Source organism: Pyxidicoccus caerfyrddinensis (genome assembly GCF_010894405.1).
In the GTDB taxonomy this organism is placed as follows: domain Bacteria; phylum Myxococcota; class Myxococcia; order Myxococcales; family Myxococcaceae; genus Myxococcus; species Myxococcus caerfyrddinensis.
Genome location: NZ_JAAIYA010000012.1, coordinates 83,681 through 110,376, shown reverse-complemented (window position 1 = coordinate 110,376; position 26,696 = coordinate 83,681). Strand labels below are relative to the sequence as shown.

The 26,696-nt window shown below is 71.2% G+C and carries 14 protein-coding genes and 1 pseudogene; 6 read left to right on the top strand and 9 right to left on the bottom strand.

Going from position 1 to position 26,696, the window contains the following annotated elements; translation table 11 throughout:
• Nucleotides 1–9: 9 nt before the first annotated feature.
• Nucleotides 10–1,308, top strand: coding sequence for a DmpA family aminopeptidase (locus G4D86_RS28075; protein ID WP_163997128.1), 1,299 nt, complete (start codon nt 10–12; stop codon nt 1,306–1,308).
• Between the two features lie 6 nt (nt 1,309–1,314).
• Here the strand turns inward: G4D86_RS28075 and G4D86_RS28070 are convergent, their stop codons facing one another.
• The 6 genes from G4D86_RS28070 to G4D86_RS28045 form a co-directional block, all read right to left on the bottom strand.
• Entirely contained in the window at nt 1,315–3,114 is a 1,800-nt protein-coding gene (locus G4D86_RS28070) for a DUF885 domain-containing protein (RefSeq protein ID WP_163997127.1), read from the bottom strand.
• 12 nt (nt 3,115–3,126) lie between these two features.
• Nucleotides 3,127–4,950, bottom strand: a complete 1,824-nt coding sequence (locus tag G4D86_RS28065; RefSeq protein WP_163997126.1) for a PTS fructose-like transporter subunit IIB — start codon at nt 4,948–4,950, stop codon at nt 3,127–3,129.
• A 27-nt stretch (nt 4,951–4,977) separates the two neighbouring features.
• Nucleotides 4,978–5,934 carry a 1-phosphofructokinase gene (gene pfkB / locus G4D86_RS28060; protein WP_163997125.1) on the bottom strand — a complete coding sequence of 319 codons (957 nt, stop codon included), beginning with the start codon at nt 5,932–5,934 and terminating at the stop codon, nt 4,978–4,980.
• Entirely contained in the window at nt 5,931–8,435 is a 2,505-nt protein-coding gene (gene ptsP, locus G4D86_RS28055) for a phosphoenolpyruvate--protein phosphotransferase (RefSeq protein WP_163997124.1), read from the bottom strand. The genes pfkB and ptsP overlap by 4 nt, the downstream gene beginning before the upstream one ends.
• Before the next feature lie 9 nt (nt 8,436–8,444).
• Nucleotides 8,445–11,396 (bottom strand): DEAD/DEAH box helicase, encoded by a 2,952-nt coding sequence (locus G4D86_RS28050; RefSeq protein ID WP_163997123.1) that lies wholly within the window; start codon nt 11,394–11,396, stop codon nt 8,445–8,447.
• Nucleotides 11,397–11,552: 156 nt separating this feature from the next.
• On the bottom strand, nt 11,553–13,595 hold the full coding sequence (locus tag G4D86_RS28045; RefSeq protein ID WP_163997122.1) for a membrane dipeptidase: 2,043 nt from the start codon (nt 13,593–13,595) through the stop codon (nt 11,553–11,555).
• A 242-nt stretch (nt 13,596–13,837) separates the two neighbouring features.
• Here G4D86_RS28045 and surE point away from each other — a divergent pair, with 242 nt between their 5' ends.
• Nucleotides 13,838–14,812: a 5'/3'-nucleotidase SurE gene (gene surE, locus G4D86_RS28040; RefSeq protein ID WP_163997121.1), complete on the top strand. Its 975-nt coding sequence runs from the start codon at nt 13,838–13,840 to the stop codon at nt 14,810–14,812.
• A 46-nt stretch (nt 14,813–14,858) separates the two neighbouring features.
• Here the strand turns inward: surE and sitI6 are convergent, their stop codons facing one another.
• Both sitI6 and sitA6 read right to left on the bottom strand, forming a co-directional pair.
• Nucleotides 14,859–15,584 carry a SitI6 family double-CXXCG motif immunity protein gene (sitI6, locus tag G4D86_RS28035; protein WP_163997120.1) on the bottom strand — a complete coding sequence of 242 codons (726 nt, stop codon included), beginning with the start codon at nt 15,582–15,584 and terminating at the stop codon, nt 14,859–14,861.
• Between the two features lie 6 nt (nt 15,585–15,590).
• Nucleotides 15,591–16,256, bottom strand: a complete 666-nt coding sequence (sitA6, locus tag G4D86_RS28030; protein WP_163997119.1) for a SitA6 family polymorphic toxin lipoprotein — start codon at nt 16,254–16,256, stop codon at nt 15,591–15,593.
• A gap of 270 nt (nt 16,257–16,526) precedes the next feature.
• Here sitA6 and G4D86_RS28025 point away from each other — a divergent pair, with 270 nt between their 5' ends.
• The 3 genes and pseudogenes from G4D86_RS28025 to G4D86_RS54170 form a co-directional block, all read left to right on the top strand.
• A complete protein-coding gene (locus G4D86_RS28025; RefSeq protein ID WP_163997118.1) occupies nt 16,527–17,231 on the top strand; it encodes a DUF4331 domain-containing protein in 705 nt (234 codons plus the stop codon).
• Between the two features lie 8 nt (nt 17,232–17,239).
• Nucleotides 17,240–17,854 carry a hypothetical protein gene (locus G4D86_RS28020; protein ID WP_163997117.1) on the top strand — a complete coding sequence of 205 codons (615 nt, stop codon included), beginning with the start codon at nt 17,240–17,242 and terminating at the stop codon, nt 17,852–17,854.
• A pseudogene (locus G4D86_RS54170) lies at nt 17,851–18,645 on the top strand (tetratricopeptide repeat protein); the annotation flags it as partial. The gene G4D86_RS28020 and the pseudogene G4D86_RS54170, both read left to right, overlap by 4 nt.
• Before the next feature lie 251 nt (nt 18,646–18,896).
• On the opposite strand, the gene G4D86_RS28015 reads toward G4D86_RS54170, so the two are convergent.
• Nucleotides 18,897–24,959, bottom strand: coding sequence for an ATP-binding protein (locus tag G4D86_RS28015; RefSeq protein WP_240360516.1), 6,063 nt, complete (start codon nt 24,957–24,959; stop codon nt 18,897–18,899).
• 233 nt (nt 24,960–25,192) lie between these two features.
• Between G4D86_RS28015 and G4D86_RS28010 the strand changes: the two genes are divergently transcribed.
• Nucleotides 25,193–26,635: an amidase gene (locus G4D86_RS28010; RefSeq protein WP_163997116.1), complete on the top strand. Its 1,443-nt coding sequence runs from the start codon at nt 25,193–25,195 to the stop codon at nt 26,633–26,635.
• Nucleotides 26,636–26,696 lie beyond the last annotated feature (61 nt).

Here is a 26,696-nt window from a genome sequence, read left to right as displayed (position 1 = left end):
GAAGTCGCCATGCGCGCGCCCTGGCGATACCTGCTCCCCTGCGTCCTGCTCTGTCTGACGTTGCCGCCCCGCACGGGCCTTGCCCAGGCCGTCTCCGCGAAGCCTCGCGCGAGAAACCTGGGCATCACCTTCGGCGGGCAACCCGGGCCGAACAACGCCATCACCGACGTGGCAGGCGTGGAGGTTGGTCACGTCACGCTCATCTCGGGCGACGGCCAGGGGGAGCCGGGCAAGGGCCCGGTGCGCACCGGTGTCACGGCGGTGCTCCCCCGGGGACGCGACGGTGTGTCCGAGGAAGTCTTCGCCGCCGTGTTCGCCCTCAACGGCAACGGGGAGATGACGGGCACCCACTGGCTCAACGAGTCGGGCCAGCTCGCCGGTCCATTGATGATCACCAACACCAACGACGTGGGCGCCGTGCGCGACGCGGTGATTGCCTGGGCCATGAAGCGCGGGCTCGCGTGGGAGTTGGGCCTGCCCGTGGTGGCGGAGACCTGGGACGGCACGCTGAACGACATCCAGGGCTTCCACGTGAAGGCCCCGCACGCCTGGCAGGCGCTGGACACCGCTCGTGGAGGGCCCGTCGCGGAGGGCTCGGTGGGCGGAGGCACGGGCATGGTCTGCCACGGCTTCAAGGGCGGCATCGGCACGGCGTCGCGCAAGCTGCCGGACGCGGAAGGCGGCTACACCGTGGGCGTGCTGGTGCAGTGCAACTACGGCGCACGCCGGCTCCTCTCCGTGGAGGGCGTGCCCGTGGGCGAGGAAGTCACCGACCTGCGCACCTGCTACGAGGGGACCCAGAAGCCGGCCAATGAGATGTTCGGGAAGGTGCTGCCCTGCTCCGCCTCGGGCGGCGTCACGAAGCCCACCATGAAGGAGGGCTCGGGCTCCATCATCGTCGCAGTCGCGACGGACGCGCCCCTGCTGCCCCACCAGCTCGCACGGCTGGCGCGGCGTGTCCCCCTGGGCATCGCGAAGATGGGCGGCCTCGGGGAGAACGCGTCGGGCGACATCTTCCTCGCCTTCTCCACGCAGCACCTGAAGGCGCCCGGGGACGCGCCCATCGCCAGCGTGTCGGTGCTCGACAACGAGCGCATGAACCCGCTCTTCGAGGCCACGGTGCAGGCCACGCAGGAGTCCATCCTCAACGCCATGCTCGCCGCGGACACGATGACGGGCGCGGAGGGCATCCGTGTCTTCGCCCTGCCCCACGACAGGCTCGTGAAGGCCATGCGCAAGTACGGACGGCTGACCTCCGCGCCAGCCCAGGCGCCCCGGAAGGCGGCGCCCGGCGGACGCAAACCGTAGGCGGCGCTACTTCGCCGCCTTCCGCGCGGCCACCCACCCCTGGACCTTCGCCTCCAACACGTCCAGCGGCAGGGAGCCGTCGAGCAGCACCACGTCGTGGAACTCGCGCACGTCGAAGCGGGGGCCGAGCTCCTTCTCGGCGCGCGTGCGCAGCTCGCGAATCTTGAGCTGCCCCACCTTGTACGCCAGCGCCTGCGCCGGCCAGGCGATGTAGCGGTCAATCTCGTTGGTGACGTCCAGCTCCTGGCGCGGCGAGTTCGCCATGAAGAAGTCCAGCGCCTGCTGCCGCGTCCAGCGCTTCACGTGCATGCCGGTGTCCACGACGAGCCGGACGGCGCGCCACATGTCGTACGTGAGCTGGCCGAACTTGTCGTACGGGTCTTCGTAGAGGCCCAGCTCGTCGCCCAGCGTCTCGCAGTACAGCGCCCAGCCCTCGCCGTAGGCGACGTGGTACCCGAAGCGGCGGAAGTCGGGGATGCCGGTCTGCTCGGCGGACAGCGACGTCTGGAGGTGGTGTCCGGGCACCGCCTCGTGCAGCGTGAGGGGCACCATCTCCCAGCGCGGTCGCGTCTCCGGACGGTACAGGTTGACCAGGTACGTGCCCGCGCGCGAGCCGTCTGTTGCACCGGGGTAGTAGAAGCCCGTCGTCGCATCCGGAGCCATGGTCTCCGGGGTGGGCTCCACGCCATACGGCTGGCGCGGCAGCGTCTTGAACAGCTTCACCAGCAGCGGGTCGATGCGCTTGGAGAGGCTGCGGTAGCGCGTCAGCAGCTCGTCCCCCGTGCGGTAGTAGAAGCGCGAGTCCGTCAGCAGGAAGCGGAAGAAGTCTTCCAGCGGGCCCTTGAAGCCTGCCTTCGCCTTCACCGCCTCCATCTCCGCGCGGATGCGTTTCACCTCGGACAGGCCCAGCGCGTGGATTTCGTCCGGCGTCAGCGACGTCGTCGTGAACCTGCGGGCCAGCAGCGCATACAGCGCCTCGCCCTCCGGGAGCTGCCAGATGCCCACCTGCTCCGTGCCCTTCGGGAGGTACTCCTCCGTGAGGAACTGGTGGTAGCGCTTGAGCGCGGGCAGCACGCCCTGGGCAATGGCGGCGCGGCCCGCGGCGGTCAGCCGCTGCTGCTCGGCGGCGGGGATGCTGGCGGGGAAGCGCGTGAAGGGGCCGTGGAAGGCGCTCTTCTCGGGCGCGTCCACGAGCTGCTTCTCCACCTGCGGCGGCATGCGCTTCAGGACGACCTGGGGGTGCACGCGCCCCTCGCGCAGGCCCTCGCGCATCAGCGCCATCACCTGGTCCACGTAGGTGCCGAAGCGCTGGAGCCGCGTCACCCACTCCTCGTAGTCCTGGATTGTGTCGAAGCGCAGCGTGTCCGCGAGCTGGTAGGCCGTCTGGACGCCCGGCGGCTGCTTGATTCCCTCCGGGAGGCCGCCCATGTGGTTGGACGGCATCAGGTACGTCTTGAACCGGTGTTCCTCCACCCACAGCTCATGGTCATGGAGGAACAAATCGTGGTTGAGCTGGTCCGCGGCGGAGAGCTTCTTGCGGTCCAGCTTCTTCACCTGCGCGACGACCTGGAGGTTGTGCTGGTGGTCCGCCTCGATGGCCTTCAGGCTCAGGTCATCCCAGCGGTCGTTCCACCGGCGGTCTCCCGACACCGACGCGTACGTCGGGCTGTGCTCCAGTTGGTATTGCCACTCGCGCTGGATGAGCGCGTGCAGCGCGGTGGCGGTGGCATCCCGCTTCTCGGCTTCGGCGGTGACAGGCAGCATCGCGATGGACCCCATGACAACGAGCAGGACTGCACGGAACATCGAACCGCCTCTCTAGCGGAGGGAGGGCGTGCCCTCGGGCGCGGGGAGCACCGGCTCCTCCGGGAGCGGGCGCTTGAGGACGACGAGCGCCAGCGTGGTGGCCAGCGTACCCGCGACGATGGAGACGAGATACAGCCCCACCGGCTGCACCGCGTTGGGAATGGCGAGCACGAACACGCCGCCGTGCGGTGCGCGCAGCTCGCACCCGAACCACATGGACAGGGCCCCCGTCACCGCGGAGCCGAACATGATGGAGGGGATGACGCGCAGCGGGTCCTTGGCGGCGAAGGGAATGGCGCCCTCGGAGATGAACGCCAGGCCCAGCACCGCGGCGGCCTTGCCGGCCTCGCGCTCCTGGAGCGTGAAGCGGTTGCGGGCCACCACCGTCGCCAGCGCCAGGCCCAGCGGCGGCGTCATGCCCGCGGCCATCACCGCCGCCATCGGCGTGAAGGTGCTGGAGCCCAGCAGCCCCACCGCGAAGGCATAGGCCGCCTTGTTGATGGGCCCACCCGTGTCGATGGCCATCATGGCCCCGAGCAGCAGCCCCAGCAGGATGGCATTGGTGCCGCTCATCCCCGACAGGAAGTCCGTCAGCCCGTGCATGATGGCCGCCACCGGCGCGCCAATCACGTAGACCATCAACAGGCCGACGACGAGCGACGACAGCAGCGGGAGGATGAGGACGGGCTTCAGCCCCTCGAGGTTGGCCGGCAGGCGGATGTGGTCCCTGAACCACCGCGCCACGTAGCCCGCGAGAAAGCCCGCGGCGATGCCGCCCAGGAAGCCGGCTTCGATGCGGCTCGCCAGCATGCCGCCGATGAAGCCCGGCGCCAGTCCCGGCCGGTCCGCGATGGAATAGGCGATGTAGCCCGCCAGCGCCGGCACCATCAGCGCGAAGGCCGCCTGGCCAATCTGCATCAGCGCGGCGGGCAGCGTGCCCTCCTGCTTGAAGGCGTCGATGCCGAAGACGAACGACAGCGCCATGACGAGCCCGCCCGCCACGACGAACGGGAGCATGAACGACACGCCCGTCAGCAGGTGCTTGTAGGGCCCCGCCGGCTCCCCCTTCGCGCGCGCCACCGCCTGCGCGGGAGCCGCGGCGGCGGGAGTGCCGGGCGCCACCACGGGCAGCGCCAGCGCCCGCTCAATCACCGAGTCCGCCTGCTTCAGCGCCTCGCCCACCGAGGTCTTCAACAGCCGCTTGCCCGCGAAGCGCTCGGTGGAGACGTGGGTGTCCGCGCCAATGATGACCGCGTCCGCCGCGGCGATTTCCTCTGGCGTCAGGAGGTTCTTCGCGCCCACCGAGCCCTGTGTCTCCACCTTGATGGTGTAGCCCTTCGCCTTCGCGGCGCGCGTCAGCGCCTCCGCCGCCATGAAGGTGTGGGCGATTCCCGTGGGACAGGCGGTGATGGCCACCAGCCGGCCGGAGCCCCCAGCGGTGGGCGTGGTCATGGGGGTGGCCGTCACCACCGTGACGGGTGGTGACACCGGCACCGGGGGCGCTGCTGGCACCGTGGAGAGGGCCGAGCCCGACGGCCGTGCCACCGCCTCGTCGATGATGTGCTCCGTCTCCCGGATGGCCAGCGCCGTCGAGGTCCGGATGATGCGCTTGCCCTGGAAGCGCGTCTCGTCGACGGTGATGTCGGACGCGACGATGACCGCGTCCGCCTCAGCGATGGCCGCCGCGTCGAGCGGCGTGCGGGCTCCCTCGGAGCCCAGCGTCTCGACGCTGATGTGATGTCCCTTGAGCGCCGCCACCCGGCGCAGCGCCTCGGCCGCCATGACCGTGTGGGCGATTCCCGTCGGGCAGGCGGTGATGGCTACCAGTTTCGCCATGGTCGTCCGTTCCTCGTCTCTCGCTGCTCAGGCACTGGCCAGGGGATGAATGACCACGTAGGGCATCAACGCTTCCACCCGCGCCGGTGACGGCGGCACCGGACCGACACGGACCAGCTTGCCGGCGGCGAAGGCGGTGCCGTACCGCGCACAGTCCTCCAGGTTGCGCCCGGCGAGGCGCGCGGCCAGCACACCGGCCACCATGGAGTCCCCTGCCCCCACCGTGCTGGCGACCTCCACCTTGGGAGGCACCGCCAGCAGCGCTCCCTCCGGGCCCACGAAGATGGCGCCGTCCGCACCCAGCGACACCACCACCAGCGAGATGCCCGTCGCCTGGAGCTGCCGCGCCGCGCGCACCACCTCGTCCCTGTCCGGGAGCGAGCGGCCGAGCAGCTCGGACAGCTCGTGCGCGTTCGGCTTCACGAAGTCCGGCCGCGCCGCCACCGCGTGCTTCAGCGGCGCGCCGCTGGTGTCCACCACCACCAGCGCGCCCCGGGCCCGGAGCCGCGCCGTCAGCGTGGCGTAGGTGTCCTCCGGCACGCCGGCCGGCAGGCTGCCCGCGAGCACGAAGCAGCCGTTGTCCGCAGCGAGCGCTTCCAACTTCTCCGTCAACATGCCCAGTGCGCCGTTGGGGACACTCAGCCCCGGCAGGTTGAGGTCGGTGACGGTGCCGCCCGCGCGGTCCACCACCTTGATGTTGACGCGGCTGGAGCCCGGCAGCCGCATGCAGCGGTCCTGGATGCCGCGCTCGCGGAACAGCGCCTCGAAGACCTGGACGTTGTCCGTGCCCAGGAAGCCCGTGGCGGTGACGGGCGTGGGCCCTCCCGCGAGGAAGGCGGCGACGTTGATGGCCTTGCCACCGGCCGTGCGCGTCTCGGAGGCCACGCGGTTGACGGCGCCCGCGGTGAAGCCGGGACAGTCGAGCGTCTGGTCGATGGCGGAGTTGAGGCTCACCGTGACGATGCCGGGCTTCGTCGGCGTCATGCGGCCACCCCCGTCCGGGCCAGCAGGCCCTGCACCAGCGCCCGCACGTCCGCCGCGTTGTCACAGGCGAGCGCCCTTCTCGCGAGCGTCTCCAAATCCGCCATGGACACGCTGCGCAGCAGCGCCTTGATGGCGGGGATGGTGGGGATGGCGACGCTCAGCTCGGTGACTCCGAGCCCGGCCAGCGTCATCGCTCCCGCCGGGTCTCCGGCGACGCCGCCACACGCGCCCACCCAGATGCCGGCCGCGCGCGCGGCCTTCACGGTGAGGTCGACCATGCGGAGCACCGCCGGGTGGACGCCGTCCGCCTGCGACGCGAGGACGGGGTGCTCGCGGTCCATCGCCAGCACGTACTGCGTCAGGTCGTTGGTGCCGATGGAGAAGAAGGACACCTCCTTCGCCAACTGGTCCGCGAGAATCACCGCCGAGGGGACCTCAATCATGATGCCCGTCTCCACGGGCGCCGCGCCCACCTCGCGCCGCACGTCCTCGGTGATGGCCTTCGCCCGGCGCAACTCGCCGAGGGTGGCCACCATGGGGAACATGATGCGCACCGGCCCTTCCATGGACGCGCGCATGATGGCGCGCAACTGCGTGCGGAACAGGTCCTCCCGCTCGAAGCACAGGCGGATGCCGCGCACGCCGAGGAACGGGTTGGCCTCCGCGGGCAGCGACAGGTAGGGCACCTGCTTGTCGCCGCCGATGTCCAGCGTGCGCAGGATGATGGGCAGCCCGTTCAGGGCCCGCACCATGGTGCGGTAGGCCTCGTATTGCTCGTCCTCGCCGGGCGGGTCGTCGCGCTGGAGGAAGAGGAACTCCGTGCGCATCAGCCCCACGCCCTCGCCGCCGGCATTCACGGCCTTCTCCGCGTCCTTCGCGGAGCCGATGTTCGCGGCCACTTCCACGCGGCGCCCGTCACGGGTGATGGCGGGCTTGTAGCGGTCCAGCTTCTCGGCCTCGCGCTGCTCCTTCACCCGCTCGCGCTGCGTGGCCGCGCGCTCACGGTCCTTCGCGGACGGCTTGACGACGAGGACGCCAGCGTTGCCGTCGAGGATGCACTCCTGCCCGTTGGCCAGGTCCATCACCCCCGGCCCGGCGGCGACCACCGCGGGGATGTCCAGCGAGCGGGCGATGATGGCCGTGTGCGAGGTGGCCCCGCCTCCGACGGTGCACAGGCCCAGCACCATCGCCGGGTCCAGCTTCGCGGTGTCCGACGGGGCCAGGTCCTCGGCCAAGAGCACCACGGGGTGGTCCGGCAGCGTCGCCACGCCCTCCACCACGTCCGCCAGCAGGCGCAGCACCCGGCGACCCACGTCGCGCAAATCACCCGCGCGCGCGGCGAGCAGCGGATCCGCGAGCCGGCCGAGCACCCCGGCCCGGGCCTCGTAGACGCTGCGCCACGCCCAGCCGGCGCTCGCCCCCGCGTCGATATGGCCGTGCGCCTCGGACACCATGTCCGGGTCGTCCAGCAGCTCCTGGTGGGCCTTGAAGATGGCGGCCCGGGGCGCGCCGGCCTTCTTGAGGAACTCCTGGTACAGGTTCTGGAGGTCCGCCGTCGCGCCGGCCAGGGCCTTCTCCAACCGGCGGCGCTCGGCCACCGAGTCCGGCGCCCGCTCCGCCACCTCCAGGCGCTCGTGCTGGAAGGCCCACACCGGCCCGGCGGCGATGCCCGGCGACGCGGAGATGCCGGCCACCATCGTCCCCTCGTAGTCGAGCCGCGCGGTGGGAAGCGCCACGGGCTCCGGCGCGCCGGGCCGGGGTGCGGCCACCTCCTCGCCGAGCCCCTCGTCGAAGGCCTCGCGGATGGCGGCCAGCGCCGTCGGCGCGTCCTCGCCCACGGCGCTGATGGTCAGCGTGGCACCGCCCGTGGCGCCGAGCGACAGCAGCGTCACCAGGCTCTTCGCGTTGGCCGCCCTCCCCTCGTACCGGACGGAGATGTCGCTGCGGAAGCGCTTCGCCACTTCCACGAGCATGGTGGACGGTCGCGCGTGCATTCCATGCGGCACAGGCGAGGTCACCTCGATGAAGCAGCCCCCACCGGCCAGCGGCGTGGGCGCGGTCTCCGCGGGAGCGCCAGCGCCGTTGAGGGTGGCGACGACGATGGCCACGTCGGTCGTCCGGGCCAGCTCCTCCGCCTTCGCCGCGTCACCGAGCACGCCGGTGAGGTTGGCCAGCACCTGGAGGTGCTCATCCGAGCGCGCGGCGATGCCGACGACGATGCGCGCGTGCCCGTCCCCGCCCCAGTCCACACCGCGCGGGAACTGCACGACGACGACACCGGTCTGCTTCACCAGCTCCCGCGCGTCGGGCGTGCCGTGGGGGATGGCGATGCCGTGCCCCAGGTACGTCGCGGAGACCTTCTCGCGGCGGAGCATGCTGTCGATGTAGCCGGGCTCGACGAAGCCCTCGTCCACCAGCGTCTGCCCGACGAGGCGAATCGCCTCCGTCTTGCCCGTGGCACTCTGTCCCAGCCGGACGTGCGTCCTGCGCAGTGTCAGCATCGGCGCTCCTCAGGAGAACAGCTCGAGCAGGTCTTCACGGGTGATGGCCGTCGCAGCGGAGGCCTCGCTCAGGGCCGCCTCGAAGATGGCGCGCTTCTTCTCCTGGAGTCCCAGGATTCGCTCCTCCACCGTTCCCTGTGAGACGAGCCGGTACACCATCACCGTCCGCTCCTGGCCGATGCGGTGCGCGCGGTCCGCCGCCTGGGCCTCCACCGCCGGGTTCCACCACGGGTCCACCAGGAACACGTGGTCCGCCGCCGTGAGGTTGAGGCCCGTGCCACCGGCCTTGAGCGACATCAGCAGCACCGGCGCGCCGCCGTCGGACTGGAAGCGTGTGGTGATTTCACCGCGGTTGGGCGTCGAGCCGTCCAGCCGCTCGAAGGTGATGCCCGTCGCCTTGAGCTGCGGCTCGATGAGGTCCAGCATCGACGTCCACTGCGAGAAGACGAGCGCCTTGTGGCCCTCCGACACCGCGGTCTCGAGCGCGTCCACCAACGTCTCCACCTTCGATGACGTAGTGGCCCGCTGCCCCGGCACGAGCGCCGGGTGGCAGGCCGCCTGGCGCAGCCGGAGCAGCGCCTCCAGCGCCTTCAGCACGCTGCCGCCCTCGTTGAGCAGCGCCACGACTTCCTTGCGCGTGGCGGCCATGATGGCGTCGTAGACGGCGCGCTCGCGCTCATCCAGCTGCACGTGCATCACCGACTCGATGCGCGGCGGCAGCTCGGGCGCCACGTCGCGCTTGAGGCGCCGCAGGACGAAGGGACGAATCTTCCGGCGCAAGCCCTCCGCGGCGTCGGTGCGCCCTTCCGAGATGGGCTGCGACACCTTGTCCTGGAAGTGCCTCCGCCCTCCGAGCAGGCCCGGGTTGGTGAAGTGCATCAGGCTCCACAACTCCTCCAGCCGGTTCTCCAGCGGGGTTCCGCTGAGCGCGAGCCGGAAGTTCGCCTTGAGGCCGAAGGCCGCGCGCGCCACCTGGCTCTCCGGGTTCTTGATGGCCTGCGCCTCGTCCAGCACCAGCGAGTCCCAGGTGCGCGCGCCCAGCACGGCCGCGTCCAGGCGCATGATGGAGTACGTGGTGAGCGTGATGTCCGCGGCCGCGTCCAGCGCGCGGCCGGGCCCGTGGTACACGCAGACCTTGAGCGACGGGCGGAAGCGCTTCAGCTCCGCGGCCCAGTTCGGCAGCACGCTGGTGGGGCACACCACGAGCGAGCCCGGCCCCAACGCGCAAATCGTCTGCAGCGTCTTTCCGAGGCCCATGTCGTCCGCGAGGATGCCGCCCAGCCCCGCGCCGCGCAGGAAGCCCAGCCAGCTCACGCCCTGGAGCTGATAGGGACGCAGCGTCGCGTTGAGCTCCGGCGGCAGCACCGGGGCCGGCAGCTTCTCGAAGCCGGAGACGAGCGGCGCCAGCCTGTCCAGTCCCGGCGGAGGCGGCTGCTCCAGCGTCTCGCACAGCGCGGTCAGCTCCGGCAGCGCATGGTTGGACACCTTGCCGTCCGTCTGTCGCGCGGCCAGCAGGTCCGCCACGCGCTGGCCGTGCTTGTCCAGCCACGCCCGGGGCAGCGGCGCCCAGCCACCACCGTCCAGCGGCACCAGCCCCAGTCCCTCCGTCCACGCGCGGATGACGGCGGCCGCGTCCACGGCTTTGACTTCTCCCTTCGCGCCCTCCACCTGGAACTCCAGCGTGAAGCTCACGTCGGGGACGCCCTGCCCGGTGACGCCGGACTGCACCTGGAGCTGCGGGCGGAGCTTCACGTTCGGGCTCACCAGTCCCGCCGCGTCGCCGGCCAGGTCTCCGCGCCACCGGCGGAGCTTGTCCGCCCAGCGCACCATCTCCGGGCCCTGCACCGTCAGCCGGCGCCCCGGCACCAGGTTCAGCTCGTCGCGAAGCTGGTGGATGAGGCGCTGCTCCGCGGCCTCGTCGCGCAGCGGCACCGCGCCGCGCAGGTACACCATGCGCCCGTTGTCGATGCGCACCGCGGGCGGCGCGCCGTACACGAGCGTGGGCAGCACGGACAGGCCCGATTCCAGCTGGTTCAGCTCCAGCAGGACGCGCGGCCGAAGCTCGCGGTCCAGCCGAGGCAGGCGCCGGCTGCGCATGTCCACGGGGATGCGGCGGCCCAGTTCCGGGAGAATCTTCGCGGTCAGCTCTCCCACCTGCTCCACCGAGTACGTGCGGACGATGGGCAGCGACTGGAGCCACGCGCCCGTCATCTGCGTCTCCCCCAGGCGGGCCAGCGCGTCGCCGAACAGCGCCACGCCGGGGCTGACGACTTCCGTCACGCGCGGGTCCTTCGTCACCGTCACGGCAATCTGCTGGGCCCGGTCCTCCACCACGGCCCGGGGCAGGACGGGCTCGTCGGACACGGCCACCGGGCGCCCGTCGAGCAGCACGTTGCGCGCGTTCTCCAGCACCTTGAGGATGGCCTCCAGCGTCTCCGGGGCCAGCGTGCCGCGCGTGCGGCGCGCCTCCAGGATGCGGTCTGCGAGCAGGTCCGCGTTTTCCACCTGCAGCGTCGCCGCCTTCGCGGGCTGAGCCACCAGCGATGTCAGGCTCCCCTCCAGGGGCTCCTCACGTCCGTCCGCGTGCGCGAGCGCCCGGCGCAGCTCCAGCCCGCCGTCCGCGCGGGTGAAGTGGTACACGACGCGCGACCAGCGGGCCGCCGCCGTCTCCAGCGGCGTCTCCTGCTTCTCCGCCTGCTGGATGGAGATGGCCGCCGCGACGACGTGCTCGCACGGGTCCACCAGGCTGGGGCAGTCACACTCCCAGGCGTCGTCGTTCGGGTAGAGGACCACCGTGAGGGCAACGGGGCGGCCCTTCGCCCGCACCCTCAACTCCAGCTCGCCCGCCTTCTGCGACTGGAGCACCACGGCTCCCGAGCGCGCGAGGTTGACGCCATTGGACCAGATGCCCGGCTTTGCTTCCTTCCGGACGGCTTCCAGCAGTTGAGCAGTCGCTGACATGGGGCGTGGTTTCCCTACCCCCCATGACTGCGCCGCGCAACGACCATCAGGACGCCCCGACGCCGGACAGGCGCCCCGCGAACACAGCGCGGCGCGTCGCCTGCGCGAGAGGCCCTGGCCGGCCTCGTGGGCCGGCCAGGGTTCGAGCGCGGAGCTTCAGCGGCAGGACAGCCAGCTGCACGAGCCGGACAGGCACTCCCGGCCGTACAGACAGGAGGCGCCCTTCGCCTTCTTGTTCTGGCACTTCCCCTCGTTGAGGGCGTAGCCGCAGTACCGGCCGGTGCCGCATTCCGCGTCGTTGTTGCAGGTGCAGATGCCGACGGAGCCACAGTCGCCGGAGCTACAGGTGTTGTTGACGCACTCCTGGTCGAAGCGGCACGCCTGGCCCAGGTCCTTGGACTGCGGCGAGTAGTGCTCACCGCACAGCACGGGGTACGCCGCCTCGCGGGTGGCCTTGTCCACGTACGGGGCGACGCCGGTGGTGTCGATGTCCGCCGCCGCGTCCGCCATGCCGGTGCGCGTGCCGGACGCGCGCTCCCAGGTGCGCAGGAAGGACTCCGACGAACCGGACAGCGCGGTGGTGTTGGCGCCCACGCGGCCCAGGTCCTTCAGGAGGTCCGGCAGCATGCCCACGTGCGCGAGGCCGAACTCGTCGAAGCCGGTGCCCAGGCGCGCCGGGCCGCCCAGCGTCTGCTGACGGGACTGCGCGTCCGCCTCCGCCTTGAAGCCCGCCGAGCACGCGCCGTTGTCACCGAAGCGCGGCCGCGTCTGCTGGATGAAGCCGTTGAGGTCCGCGCCGAAGGCCATGGGGACCTTGAGGCCCTGGCGGCCGAACTCGTACGCCTGCGCCAGCGAGCGCGTGGAGCCCTGGCAGTTGTTGGCCACGCCGGACTTCGTGTACGCGCGCGTCTCGTCATGCGCGGTGCGCAGGCCGAACATGCCGCCCGTCTGCCGCACGTAGCGCACCGCCCACGCGGGCGTCGTCTTCTCGTCGTCCGCCAGCTTGGGGTTCATCACCTCGCGGAAGTGGCCGTGAGAGATGACCAGCGGGTAGTACGCGTTCGCCTGAGACACGGCATAGGCGTCCTGCAGGCCCTTCTCGGACACGTGCGCCACGTCGATGATCATGCCCTTGGACATCATCGCCTGGAGCAGCGCCTTGCCGTCCGCGGTGAGGCCACGGGTGTTGCGGCAGTTGCCGGCGGCGTCCCGGTACACGTCGAAGCCGAGCGTGAAGGTGTCCGTCGTCACGCCGCAGTCGTAGTCGATGTGGCAGTTCTCCAGGAACTGCGCCGCCTGGAAGATGGGGTTGTGCAGCGCCGCGCCGCCGAAGCGGTTGTCCAGCTGGTGCACCGGCTGGAGCGAGCGGACGCCCAGCGCGTAGAAGCGGTCCAGCTCCGTGCGCCAGTCCTTCGTGCCGAACAGCTTGCTCGCCTCGATGGAGAGCACCATCGCCAGCCGGCCGGAGTTGATGATGGTGCGCGCGTGCGCGGGCGACAGGGCAATCTCCACCCAGTCGTTGTTGGCGTCGAAGGTGCGCGCCATCTGGAGCTGCAGCTCCACGTCCGCCATCTCGTCGCACGGGCGCTTGATGTTGTCGTACGGCAGCGCCTTGCAGAGGAACTCGTTGCTGACCAGCGACACCATCACCAGGGACATGCCGCCCTGGTACGCCTGCTTGAGCCAGCCCTGCCACGACTGTTGATGCGCAATCGTGTCCCAGCGCGGCCACTGCGTGTTCACCGTGGCGCGGCCCAGGTGGATGCCGGTGTCGCCCTCGGTGCCTTCAATCTTGCCGATGTACTCGGAGGCCACCGCGCCGCCGATGCCGAAGAACGCGGAGAGGATGGGCACGCCGCTCAGGTCCACGCTGCCGGAGTTGGGACACAAATCCAGCATGTTGCTCAGGTCCATGCGGACCCGCGCGTGGTCGCTCTCCGGAAGTCCGCCGTCACAGCTTGCGAGCGTCCCCAGGTGGCTGCCGTGGAACCAGCCGCCGCCGAAGGCCTCCTCCGCGAACATGTGGTGGTGCAGCTCCGCAAAGCCGGGGACGGCGAGCGCCTGGGTGGCGGCAGCGGTGGGCTCCGGGGCGGCGACGGGGAGGGACGATTCCTCCTCCACCGGGCCGCAGCCCAGGCCGAGGGTGAAGGACAGGGCGGCCAGCACTCCATGGCTGGCCAGGCGGTGTTTCACGGGCATGACGAGACTCCCTTCTCACTCCGAGAGACGAACGGAACCCACCCTCTTAGTGGAATGCGCATGGAAAGACACGCCAGGCCCGTAAAACGCGTGCAGTTCAATGGAACAATTTTGATGTTTCCGTGCATCGGGCTGCGACGTGGCGCGGCTCGGCTCGTTCTCTTGTTGAAGCGTTGACGGGGGAACTCAGGGCCCATGGGAGGGCCCTGCGTGGGGCCTCGTCGCGCTCGCACGAGGGACACATGCACAACCACCGATTCTTCTCGCTCCTCACCGCGGCAGTGCTCGGGCTGGGCACGCAGGCCCAGGCCGCTTCCGAAGCCCATGACACGGAGAAGGCGCCCGCTCCGGGCCGCCCGCTGCGCATCCTCCTGACGACGGACGACGGCATCAACGGCGCGGGGATGCGCATCCTGCGGGACACGCTGTGTGCCGCGGGCCATGAGGTGACGGTGGTGGCACCGTCGGCGGACCGCAGTGGCAGCAGCGGCGCGCTCACGCTCAACGTGGTGATGCGGACGACGCGCGGGACGTTCCCCTGTGGAACGGGGACGGGGACATCGTGGGCGCTGACGGGGACGCCGGCGGACTCGGTGCTCTTCGGGCTGTCCGTGGTGTTCGCCGCGCAGAAGCCAGACCTGGTGATTTCGGGCATCAACTACGGGCAGAACGTGGGCCGCGCGGTGAATCACTCGGGCACGGTGGGCGCGGCGGTGGCGGGGGCGGAGGAAGGGGTTCCGTCCATCGCGGTGAGCATCGGGCTCAACCTGGCGGACTCGGGGACGGGGTTCTCCCAGACGCTGGCGGCGGCGCCGACGGTGGCGGCGTATGTGAAGGACCTGGCCGAGCAGCTTCGTGACACGGCGGACCGGGACGGGCGCCTGCTGCCGGACCGGATTGCCCTCAACGTGAACTACCCGGTGGTGTTGAACGAGGAGGGCAAGTTCGACGCGTCGCAGGTGGACGGGCCGAGCGTGACGTTCGTCGGCCACGCGGAGGTGGTGCGCCCGACGTACCTGCCCATTCCGAACACGGTGGACACCTATGTCTCGCAGGGGCCCATCTGCGGGCTCTCCACCGCGTGCGCCGCGGAGACGGAAGCGGGCGCGGATACCACCGCGCTGGAGCAGGGGGAGATCTCGATTACCCCCATCGCCGTGGACGGCACGGAGCGCCCGTCGCTGCGGCCGCTGCTGAAGGTGCGGCTGCGGAAGTAGTCGCTTTTCGGGCCCGCCGCTTCGTTCATGGGTGGCGGGCCGCCGACTAACGCGTCGGCAGCTCGCGGAAGGTGATGCCGTCCAGCTCCAGGCGGCGCACCGTCTCCATGAACCGCTCGGTGCCGACAATCACCGTGGAGAAGTTGCCCACCCGGAACAGGTCCAGCTCCGTGGGGAGGGATGCCGTGTCCAGGATGGGTTCATCTGGCAGCCGGAAGCCGTGACGACCACAGGTGGGGCACGGTGGAGGAACATCCGGGGGAATGCAGTCCGGGTGGAGCCGGCCCCATGGCTCGATCTGCAGCTCCAACACGTCTGGCGGGGTCTTCGTCCGGAATCTCAGCTCCGTCCGGCAGCCCACCAGCCCACGCACGCCTTCCGCCTGGAGGCGTTCCAGCGCCTCCCGAAGCACGAGCCACGTGATGTTTCCCTGTGACGTGAACGGACCGAACTTCCCGAAGGCACGGCCCACCAGCGGGCCAAAAGTCGTCCCCGGAGGCAGCCAGGAATTGGGGGGCGCAAGAGGGCGCACCAGCTCTCGCAGTCGCGCGAACTCGGAGAAGGGCTCGGGCCTTGCTTCCTCGAACTCCTTTCGCTCCGGCAGTTGCGACAGGTCCACGGCGGGATACTGGTGCCCGGCAACTCCCCATATGGCTCCGCAGGTGTGGCAGTTCGCTCCGGGCAACCCCCACTTGTGCGCAGCGTCGAACTCCCCGCTATAGCGCTCTCGAACCACTGCTTCGTCCTGTAGCAACTCAAAAAACCGAGCCATCGGTCCTCACGTTCCCGGGCGGGAATAATAGGGCTGGATGGGACCACCGATAAGCTCGAAGCGGTGAATCAGCTCCCCCGCGTGCTTGTAGATCTCCATGGGGGTCGCGAGTTCATTCTGCCTCTTGAACTGTCGCCATGCGCTGTTCCACGGACCTCCACGTGCGCCGTCGTGAATCCGCCTGTGAAGCTCGCGCGGGATGGGCATGGTGTAGTCGTGAATCTTGACGCCCCGCTGCACGAACCACCTCGCGAGCTCGTCAGCCTGGGGAAAGATGTGGTGCTTCTCCCAGCGTCCCGGCGTGAGCTGGCGTGAAGGAGGGATGACCCGGTCCTGAGCGCCGTTCCAGTTGGGGAACACCATGACGGCGCCCTTGGGCAGGTTCTGCGCACCTCCCCAGTTTCTCTGGGGCCCCATGCCCGGAGCCGCAGCCGCCGCTGGTGGGCGCGAAGGCGGGAACCGCGCCAGCTCGACCTCACCGGGTAGGTCCCCGCAGCGGTAGAAGCCACAGGCAGCACCCAGGCACAGCAGCGTGACGCACTGGTCGTCATCGGGCGCGTGGCACTCCACCTCCGCCTCGTCCCAGGCCCGCTGCATGGAAGGCTGGACGGTGGAGCAGCCCTGCCACAACACGGCAAACACCAGGAGCCAGAGCGCACGAAGGGTTCGCATGAGCGGCAAACCCTACCACCCGGCTCCACACTGACAGCTGAAGAGGTGAGGGCGAAGAGGGCGGGCCGCGAAGACTCCGGCCGAACACCACGCTCCCCGAGTCACTGGAGGCCAGCACGTTTTATTCGAAATTGTGCCACTGCTGAAGATGCGGCTGCGGAAGTAGTCACGCCGTCCGGGTTCGCAGCAATATCTACCAAGTCGCTCGGTGCCCTCGGGTCCTACGGTCATTCCACTTCGCGGCGAGACCGCGACGACTGGAGACCCTGAGTGCAGCGACTTCGACTCGAAAACCGGCGGCGCGCCATGCGGGCCGCCGCCGGCCTTGTGTTCACCCTGGCAACCGGCGCGGCCCATGCGTCGGACCACCTCGACACCCCCACCGTCATCGCGGACCCCGCGGCCGACATCGCCGACCTGTTCGCGTGGATGTCACCCGACGGGCAGCGCCTGAATCTGGCGATGACGGTCGTCGCCCATCAGTTCTCGGATCGCCTGCAATACGTCTTCCACGTCGGCAGCGGCTCGCGCTTCGGCGAGACCACCGCCACCACGGAAATCGTGTGCCACTTCGACGCCGCGAACACGGCCGAGTGCTGGGCCGGTGACGCCGACCATGCGCGCGGCGATGCAAGCAAGGCGGCCGGTCTCGAAGGACGCAACCGGCGGTTCCGGGTGTTCGCCGGGCTGCGTGACGACCCCTTCTTCAACAACGTCAAGGGGACCCGGGAGGCCCTGAACGTCGCGGCGGCCGCGCTCCAGGGCGGAGCGGCCGTGGATGCGGCGGGTTGCCCCCAATTCGACGAAGCGACTTCGCAGGCCATCTTCGACCGTTGGCGACACACCGCTGGCGGCCCGGCGAAGAACTTCCTGGTGGGCTGGCAGTCGGCGTCCCTCGTGGTCTCGGTCGACCTCGACGTCGTCGACACGGGCGGCAGGCTGCTCGCGGTGTGGGGAGCCATCTACAAGCCATGAGACAGCCCATGCACACGCGCGCCTGTTCGATTCTCGCGATGTCTCTCTTCTCCATGCTGTCTGGGTGTGCGGCACACAACCCGGGCCCGCGGGAAGGACTCCCGCCGCGTCCACGGCTCGGGGCCCCCGTCGACCGCATCGGCCGGCCGTTGACGGCGAACGCGCTGATAGGTCCGCTCGCCCCCGACGACGTGAGTGACCGGCGAAAGGAGGAATACAACCACGCGCCCCCTTCGGATTGGCCTCGGTTCACGGCTGATATCCAGCTCACCCTCGGGCTCTACGACGGGCTCGACCGGCAGTGTGGGAACCAGTGGCTCGCCAATCCTCAGGCTGCGCCCGCCATGAGGTATCAGCCCCTCGCGAAGGTGCTTGCCGACGACAGGCTCTGGGTCGACAGCCGGTCGACTGTGTGCACGCGGTTCCTGGCTGTCGAGCTCACCGCACTGGAGACTCCGGGCGCTCCGGGCGGCGACTGCGGCGGCAGGACGCCCCTTCAAGACGCGAACGACGTGTTCAGGTCGCTGCTGACGCTGGGCAGGACCTCCGGTGTCGACGACGGCGTCAGCGAGGACGACCACGTCCACTCGACGGCCGAGTTCCCGTTCCTGGCGGCCCCATGAGACGGCACGAAGCATGGGCAGCCGTGTGCGCGGCCATGCTCATGGCATGCAGCGGTGCGAGCCCCGTGAAGGTCGCGGCGCCCCAATACATCACGACGAGGAGTGCGGTCGCGGTCGCGAACCTCGATGGCCGGATTGCCTCGCAACGTGACGAGGCAGGAGTCGAGGAGTTGCTGCTGGTCCGAGCGCGCTTCCTGGGTGACTACGAAGCGTTGGACCGCGCGAGCGCCCTCGCGGAAGGACGATTCGGGACGGGCCGCGAGCTCTTGCAGCGCGCGCGGGTACGCTCGGCGGCGCACCGGTTCGCGGAGGCGCTCGCCGACGTCGCCGCGGCCGAGCGCGCCGGTGCCTCCGTCGAGGAGAGCCGGGCCCTGCGTGCCTCGGTTCTCGTCGCGACCGGACACGCGGGCGAGGTGGTGGCGCAGCTCGAGGCCGAGGTGGCCCGCCATCCGGGCTTCGCTTCGCGCAGCGCGCTCGCGGGCGCCTACGCGGCGCTCGGCCGCTTCGCCGAGGCGGACCGCCTGTATGACGCAGCGCTCGCCGGCCTCGACACCACGTCACCGTTTCCGTACGCCTGGGTCTACTTCGCGCGCGGCACCATGTGGGCCGAGCAGGGGGGAGACCCGGCGCGTGGCGAGGCGATGTATGCACGGGCGCTGTCCCACCTCCCCGAGTTCGCCACGGCGAACATCCACCTCGCCGAGCTAGAAGCCGCACGTGGTGACCTGTCGTCCGCGATGGCGCGGCTCGAAGGCGTCGTCGCCTCGAGCCGCGAGCCCGAGGCGCTCGCGCTCCTCGGGGAGTTGTACGTCAGGACGGGCGAGCTGGAGCGCGGCCGGCGCGAGATTTCGCGGGCACGCCAGCACTACGAGTCGCTGCTGGCCCGTCATCCGCTGGCATTCGCCGACCACGCCGCGGAGTTCTACCTGGGCCCCGGCGCCGACGCGGAGCGAGCGTGGGTGCTGGCACGGCAGAATCTCGCGGCCCGTGAGACGGACCGCGCCTTGACGCTCGCCATCGAGGCCGCCAGGGCGACGGGCCGTCATCCCGAGGTGTGCGCTCTCGCCGCCAGGATGTCTGCAGTTGCCACCCGGAGCGGCAGCTCCACGATGAACGTCGCCCCACCGCCCGGAGTGTCCTCCACGGAGATGGTGCCGCCGTGCGCCTCCACGATGATCCGGGCCGTCCACAATCCCAATCCCAGTCCACTGTGATGCCGCGTGGACACGGCCCGCTCGAAGCGCTCGAAGATGCGCGCGCGGTCTTCGGGCCGGATGCCCATGCCGTGGTCCACGACGCCCAGTCGCGCCGTGTCCCCGTGCCTGTCGAGGTGCACCTCCACGGCCCTGCCCTGCCCGTAAGCCGCCGCGTTCTGCAGGAGCCCCGTGAGCACCTGCCCCAACCGCGCCGGGTCCACGTGGCCGAGCAGCCCGCGCTCCGCCTGGACCTCCAGCGGTATCCCCGCGCGCTTCAGCTCGTCGCGAACGTGCGCCACCGTGTCCAGCACCAGCGCCCCCAGGTCCGTCTCGCCCAGGGACAACTGGAACCGGCCGGTGGTGATGAGCGTCACGTCGAGCATCCGCTCCAGCAGCACGTGCAGCCGCCGCACCTGGCGGCCCGCGGCCACCAGCTTCTCCGCGACGTGCGCGCGCGACTCCGGGCTGAGCCCCTTGTCGATGAGCTCCAGGTTCAACCGGAACGCAGCCAACGGCGTCTTCAACTCATGGCTCGCGGCGGAGAGGAACTCGTCCCGGGCCCGCACCGCCTCCCGGAGGGACGCCTCCAGCGCCTCGTGGGCCGCCACCTCCTGTCGCACCCGCGACAACTCCAGCGCGGAGCGCACCCTGGCCCGCAGCTCCCGCGCGCTGAAGGGCTTCACCAGGTAGTCGTCCGCCCCCGCCTCCAGCCCCTCCACCGTCGCGTCCTCGCCCACGCGCGCGGACAGCAGGATGATGGGCAGCGTCCGCGTGCGCGCCTCCGCCCGCAGCTCGCGCACCAGCGCCAGCCCGTCCAGCCCCGGCATCATCACGTCGGAGAGGATGAGGTCCGGCCGCCACTCGCGCGCCCGCGCCAGCGCCGCGCTCCCGTCCCCCACCGCCTCCACCCATGAGCCATCCTGCCGCAGCAACCCGGTGACGTACGTGCGCAGGTCCGCGTTGTCGTCCGCCACCAGGATGCGCGCGCCCGCCAGCACCGAGCGCTCCCCGGATAGAACCTCGTGAGCCGTCGGCGACACGTCGGACGTCACCCCGGTGGACAGCGACCAGTGCCTCGCCTCCTCGACGAAGGGCGCGGCCTCGGCGGCGACGGGGAGCAGCACCGCGGACGCGACGCGCTCGCCGGACCGTTGCACCTGGGTGACGGGGAGGCGCACGGTGAAGGTGCTGCCCTCGCCCATCCGGCTCGCCACCGTCACGGTGCCGCCGTGCAGCTTCACCAACTCGCGCACCAGCGACAGGCCGATGCCCGTGCCCTCGTGGCTGCGCCCGCGCGTGGTGCGCACCCGGTAGAAGCGCTCGAAGAGGCGCGGGAGCGCATCCTCGGGGATGCCCACGCCGGTGTCCCTCACGGCGAGCACGGCGTGCGCGTCCTCCCAGCGCAGCGACACGTGAATCTCTCCCTGATGCGTGTACTTCACCGCGTTGGAGAGCAGGTTGAACACGACCTTCTCCCACATCTCCGGGTCCACCGGGACGGGCTCGGGCAGCGGCGGGCAGTCCATGCGCAGCCGCAGTCCGGCGTGCTCCGCGGCCGGCAGGAAGGCGCCCGCCAGGCTCGCGGTGAAGGCGGCCAGGTCGGTGGGGACGAGCATCGCCTGCGCGCGTCCCGCCTCCAGGCGGGAGAAGTCGAGCAGGCTGTTCACCATCTTCGACAGGCGCAGGACGTTGCGCCAAATCATCTCCAGCCGCTCGCCCGTGAGCGGCTTCGACGCGTCCGTGCGCGCATCCTCCACCGGCCCCAGCAGCAGCGTCAGCGGCGTGCGGAACTCGTGGCTGAGGTTGGAGAAGAAGGCCGTCTTCGCCCGGTCCAGCTCCGCCAGCGCCGAGGCCCGGCGACGCTCGTCTTCGTACGCCGTCGCGTTCGCGATGGCCGCCGTCACGTGCTCGCTCACCAGCTCGAAGAAGGCGCGGTACCGCTCGTCGAGCGCCCGCCTCGGGCTGACGCCGGCCACCAGGAAGCCGTGGGCCGTGTCCGTTCCCGCCTTCACCAGCGGCAGCACCACGGCGGACTGCGCGGGCTCGGGGCACGTGCCGCCCGGCAGCGTGCCGAAGCGAGGGAGCACGTCCGTCACGACCTGCAGTTGCCGCGTCCGCAGCGCCCGCGCGAGCGGCCAGCCCGTCTCCTCGCCGGGCTCCCTCAGGTCGACCTCGGTGGGGGCGCCTGACTGTCCCGGAGAGAGTCCGGCACAGGCGGCGAGCCGCGCGCTCCGCCCGTCCGCCTCGTTGAGGTACAGCAGCGCGAACGGGACGTCGGTGGGATTCTTGGAGCAGATGGCCGCGGCGACCTCGAGCGCCCCATCCACGGTCCGCGCGTCGGACACCTGCCGCGCCAGCGCGCGCAGCGTCGCGAGCCGCCGCTCCGCCTCCACGCGCTCCGTCGTCTCGGCCACCACCGCGAGCATGCCCCCGACGCCACCGGACTCGTCGCGGATGGGGCTGTACGCAATCGTGAACCAGCAGTTCTCGAGGTAGCCGTTCCGGTCCAGCGGAATGAGCAGGTCCTCCAGGCCGACGGACTCGCCCCGCCGCGTCCGCTCGAACAGGGGACCCACGACGGCCCACGACTCGGGGAAGACATCCCGGGCCGGCGCGCCCAGCGCGGCCGGGTGCTTGTTGCCGATGATGGGCCGGTAGTGGTCGTTGTAGAAGAAGCGGAACTCCGGCCCCCACGCGACGACCATCGCGAACCGCGACGGGAGCATCATGCTGAGGGCGGTCCGGAGGCTCTGGGGCCAGGAGGACACGGGCCCCGACGCCGTCCTTCCCCAGTCGGTGGAGCGCATCAGCTCGCCGACCTCGCCGCCGCCTTGCAGGAACTCCTCGCCCGACAGCCGCGGAACACCGGCGCCCGCGGCCCGCCGCTGCTGGAGGCGCTCCGGTTGCGCCGCCGCCGGGAGCCGGAAGAAGAAGCGGCTCCCCTGCCCCGGCGTGCTCTCCACCCGGATGCGTCCGCCATGCGCCTCGACGATGCCCTGGGCAATGGGCAGACCGAGGCCATGGCCCTCGCGTCCCTTCTGTGTCGTGTGCCAGTGGCGCTCGAAGACGCGGGGCAGCAGGTCGGCGGGAATGCCCGCGCCGGTGTCCTCCACCACGAAGCACACCCCGCCCTCCCCGTCCGCGGAGACCCGCAGCGCCACGCGGCCGCCCTCGGGGGTGAACTTGAAGGCGTTGGCCAGCAGGTTGGAGAGCGCCTGGAAGACGCGCTCCCTGTCACACGTCAGCGCCGACAGCCGGGGCTCCACGCTGGTGGTGAAGACGAGCCCCCTCTCCAATGCCAGCGGCTCGAAGGCCTCGCGAGCCTCGCGCACCAGGTCCTCGGGCGAGTGCGGCTGCCGGTCCAACGACAGCGTCCCGGAGTCGATGCTCGCCAGGTCCAGCAGGTCGCCGATGAGCCGGCGCATGCGCCCGGCCGCGCGCCGGATGGCGGCGGCGTGCTTGCGCACCGGCGAGTCGCGCCCGTCATGTCCGTGCGCGCGCTCCAGCAACTCCACCGCCGCGAAGACGGAGGTGAGGGGCGTGCGCAGGTCATGACTGACGACGGCGAGCATCTCCTCGCGCGAGCGCGTGGCACGCTCCGCCTCGCGGAGCAGCCGGGTCGCCTCCTCCACGTGCGCGCGCTCGGCGGCGAGCGCCTCCTGGCGCTGGCGGGCCAGGGCGAGCTGCCCGTTGACGCGGGCGAGCAGCTCGTTGGCGGAGAACGGCTTGACGAGGTAGTCGTCCGCGCCGGACGTCAGCGCGTCCACCGTCGCCTCCTCGCCGGCCCGGGCGGACAGGAGCACCACCGGCGTGGTGCGGGTGCGCTCGTCCGCGCGCAACTCGCGCAAGAGGCCCAGCCCATCGAGCCTCGGCATCATCACGTCGGAGAGGACCAGGTCGGGCGGACGCGCGCGCGCCGCGGCCAGGGCCTGCACGCCGTCCCCCACGGCCTCCACGTGCCAGTGCGCGGAGAGCAGCCGCACGAGGTAGCCGCGCATGTCCGCGTTGTCGTCCGCCACCAGGATGCGCGCACCCGACTGGAGCGCCGACGGCACCCCGTCTCCGGGCGCACCGTCCTGCGCGGCGGCGGGCGCGGGGATGCTGCTCCACTGGGTGGCCTCCACGAGGAAGGCCGCGGCGCCGGTGGAGACGAAGGGACGCGCCCCTTCCGCGTGCTCCGCCGTGGGCAGGTGCGCGGTGCCCGCGGGCAGCACCACCGTGAAGGTGGTGCCCTGGCCCAGGGTGCTGCGCACGCCCACGGTGCCGCCATGCAGCTTCACCAACTCCTGCACCAGCGCCAGGCCGATGCCGGAGCCCTCGTGGCTGCGCCCCAGCGCGCCCCGCACCCGGTGGAAGCGCTCGAAGACGCGCGGCAGCTCCTCGGCGGGGATGCCGGTGCCGGTGTCCTGCACGGCCAGCTCCACCCGGTCTCCCAGCCACCGCAGGCACACGCGGACCATGCCCTCCAGCGTGTGCTTGAAGGCGTTGGAGAGGAGGTTGAGGACGACCTTCTCCCAGGCGGAAGGGTCGACGTGGACGGGCTCCGGCAGCGGCGGGCAGTCCACGACGAACTCCAGCCCCGCCACTTCCATGGCCGAGCGGAACGAGCTGGCCAGGTCCGCGGTGAGCACGGAGAGGTCCGTCGGGACGAAGGTGGCCTGGGCCCGCCCCGCCTCGATTCGCGCGAAGTCGAGCAGGCTGTTGACCAGCTTCTGCAGGCGAAGGCCGTTGCGGCGGACCAACTCCATGCGCTCGCGCTGTGGCGCGGGCAGCGGGTGCCGCGTGTCCTCGAGGCTGTCATCCAGCGGCCCCAGCATGAGCGTCAGCGGCGTGCGGAACTCGTGGGAGACGTTGCTGAAGAAGAGCGTCTTCGCGCGGTCCGCCTCGGCGAGGGCCTCGGCGCGCTGGCGCTCCTCCTGCCACGCGCGCGCGTTGGCGATGGCTGTCACCACCTGGTCGGCCGCGAGCCGGAAGAAGCCCAGGTAGCGCTCGTCGAGCCCACGCCGCGGGTTGGCGCCACACACGAGGAAGCCATCCACGTGGGGCTGCCCCGGGCGCGACAGCGGGAGGCAGACGGCCGAGTGCGGCGCGAGACCACCTTCCGGCTCCGGAGCCGGCGCGAGCCCCCGGACGACGAGGGGCTGCCCGGTGCGCGCCACCTCGGCGAGCGGCCAGGGCCCGTTGCCCGGCCCTTCCTCCGACAGGGAGACACGCTCGGGCGCGCCCGGGTCGTCAGCCCCGGAGACGCCCGAGGCGGCCACCTGCCGGGCCTCCGTGCCGCCCTTCTCCGCGAGCAGCAGGCGGCAGAAGGGCACGTCCGCGGTGTTGCCGCCCAGGATGCGCGCGGCCACCGCGCAGGCCTCCTCCGCGGAGCGCGTCTCCGCGAGCGCGGTCCCCAAATCCCGCAGGACGCGCAGCTGGCGCTCGTCCTGGACCTGGGCCGTCGTCTCCTGGCACGTCACGAGGACGCCGCCCACCTGGCCCGACTCGTCCGGCACGGGGCTGTAGGAGAAGGTGAAGTACGTCTCCTCCACGTAGCCCTTGCGCTGCATGGGCAGCAGCAGGTGCTCGTTCCAGGTGGCCGGGCCCCCCGCGCGGATGCCCTCCGCCTGGGGCCCGATGATGTGCCAGATTTCCGCCCACACCCGCGCGCCCGGCGCCCCCAGCGCACGCGGATGCTTGTCTCCCAGGATGGGACGGTAGGCGTCGTTGTAGAGCTGGATGAGCTCGTCGCCCCACCAGAGGAGCATGGGGAAGCGGCCGCCGAGCACCAGGCCCAGCGCGGTGCGCAGGCTGGAGGGCCACGTCTCCACCGCCCCGAGCGAGGTGCGGGACCAGTCGACGGAGCGCATCAGCGCCCCCATCTCGCCGCCCACCGCGAAGATGTCCTGGACCGAGTCGTTCTTCATGGGCCCCGACGTGCTCCTGGTATGCGCTGGATGAAGGGCGGGGACTCTCGTCTAACAACCCCGGGGACGCGGCTGGTCGGCATTCGGCAGGCCGCGCGCGAATCGGTGCACTGGCTGACGGCTCGCCCTCCGGGAGGTCGTTCGGGGGCCGCGGCGCATGCCTGGTAGAACCAGGAGTATCCTCGTGTTCGCGCTCCGGAGCGCCCCCTTCCCCGGCGCGCCTGCGAGGACGCATGCACCTGGACGACTACAGTCGCTTTGACGCGGTGGGCCTGGCGGAGCTGGTTCGCCGCAAGGAAGTAACGCCCGAAGAGCTGTTGCAGGCAGCGCTGGCCGCCATCGCGCGCGTCAACCCGCGCCTCAATGCGGTCATCGACGTGCGAGAGGCCGAGGCGCGCAACCTCCTGAAGCAGGGCCTGCCGGAGGGGCCCTTCCGCGGGGTGCCCTTCCTCATCAAGGACCTGGTCCTCCATGCCGCGGGCGTGCCCACGGACCTGGGCAGCCGGCTGGCCAAGGGCGTGGTCTTCCCCCACGACAGCGCGCTGGCGGCGCGCTTCAAGCGGGCGGGCCTGGTGACTGTGGGCCGCACCAACACGCCGGAGTTCGGCAACAACGCCACCACCGAGCCCGTCCTCCACGGGCCCACGCGCAACCCGTGGAACCTGGAGCGCAGCCCGGGTGGCTCCAGCGGCGGCTCCGCGGCGGCGGTGGCGGCGGGCATCGTCCCGGTGGCGCACGGCAACGACGGCGGCGGCTCGCTGCGCATCCCCGCGTCCCTGTGCGGCCTCTTCGGAATGAAGCCCACGCGCGGCCGCATCTCCATCGGCCCGGACGTGGCCGAAGCCCTCAACGGCATGGGCGTGGAGCACGTGGTGTCGCGCAGCGTGCGCGACAGCGCGGCGATGATGGACGCCACCTGCGCGCCGGAGCCAGGCGACCCCTACTACGCGCCCCCGCCGGAGCGGCCGTTCCTGGACGAGGTGAAGCACAAGCCGCGCCGCCTGCGCATCGCGCTGTCACGCAAAGCCGTCTCGGGAGTGCCGGTGAGCGCCGACTGTGTCGCCGCCGTCGAGGACGCGGCGCGACTGTGCGTGGAGCTGGGCCATGAGGTGGTGGAGGCGGGCCCCACCTACGACGCGCGGCTGCTGAACTCCGCGATGACGACGGTGTGGGCGGCGGCGCTGGCCAACTGGGTGCAGGGGCTCGGGGCGATGCTGGGGCGTACGCCGGGGCCGGAGAACCTGGAGACCACCACGTGGGAGGTGGCACGGTTCGGCGCGGGCCTCAAGGTGTCGGACCTCCAGGCGGCGCTCGCCACGTTCAACGTCGTGTCCCGCACGGTGGGCGCGTTCTTCGTGGAGCATGACGTGCTGCTGACGCCCACGGTGGCGGTGCCGCCGTTCAAGCTCGGCGTGATGAACGCGATGGAGCCGCGGGCGCCCGAGGACTGGTACGCGTACGTCTTCAGCCTGTGCCCCTTCTCCGCGGTGTTCAACGTCACCGGCCAGCCGGCCATGTCGGTGCCGCTGTACTGGAACGCGGAGGGCCTGCCCATCGGCGTGCAGTTCGCCGGCCGCTTCGCGGATGAGGCCACGCTGTTCCGCCTCGCCGGACAGTTGGAGGAGGCCCGCCCGTGGGCGGCCCGCCGTCCTCCGGTGCACGTCACGGCGGCCTGAAGCGCCTCGTCGGTTCGGGCGGGTGCTCGCGTTGGGAGCACCTGCCCGTCCTGGGCCTGGG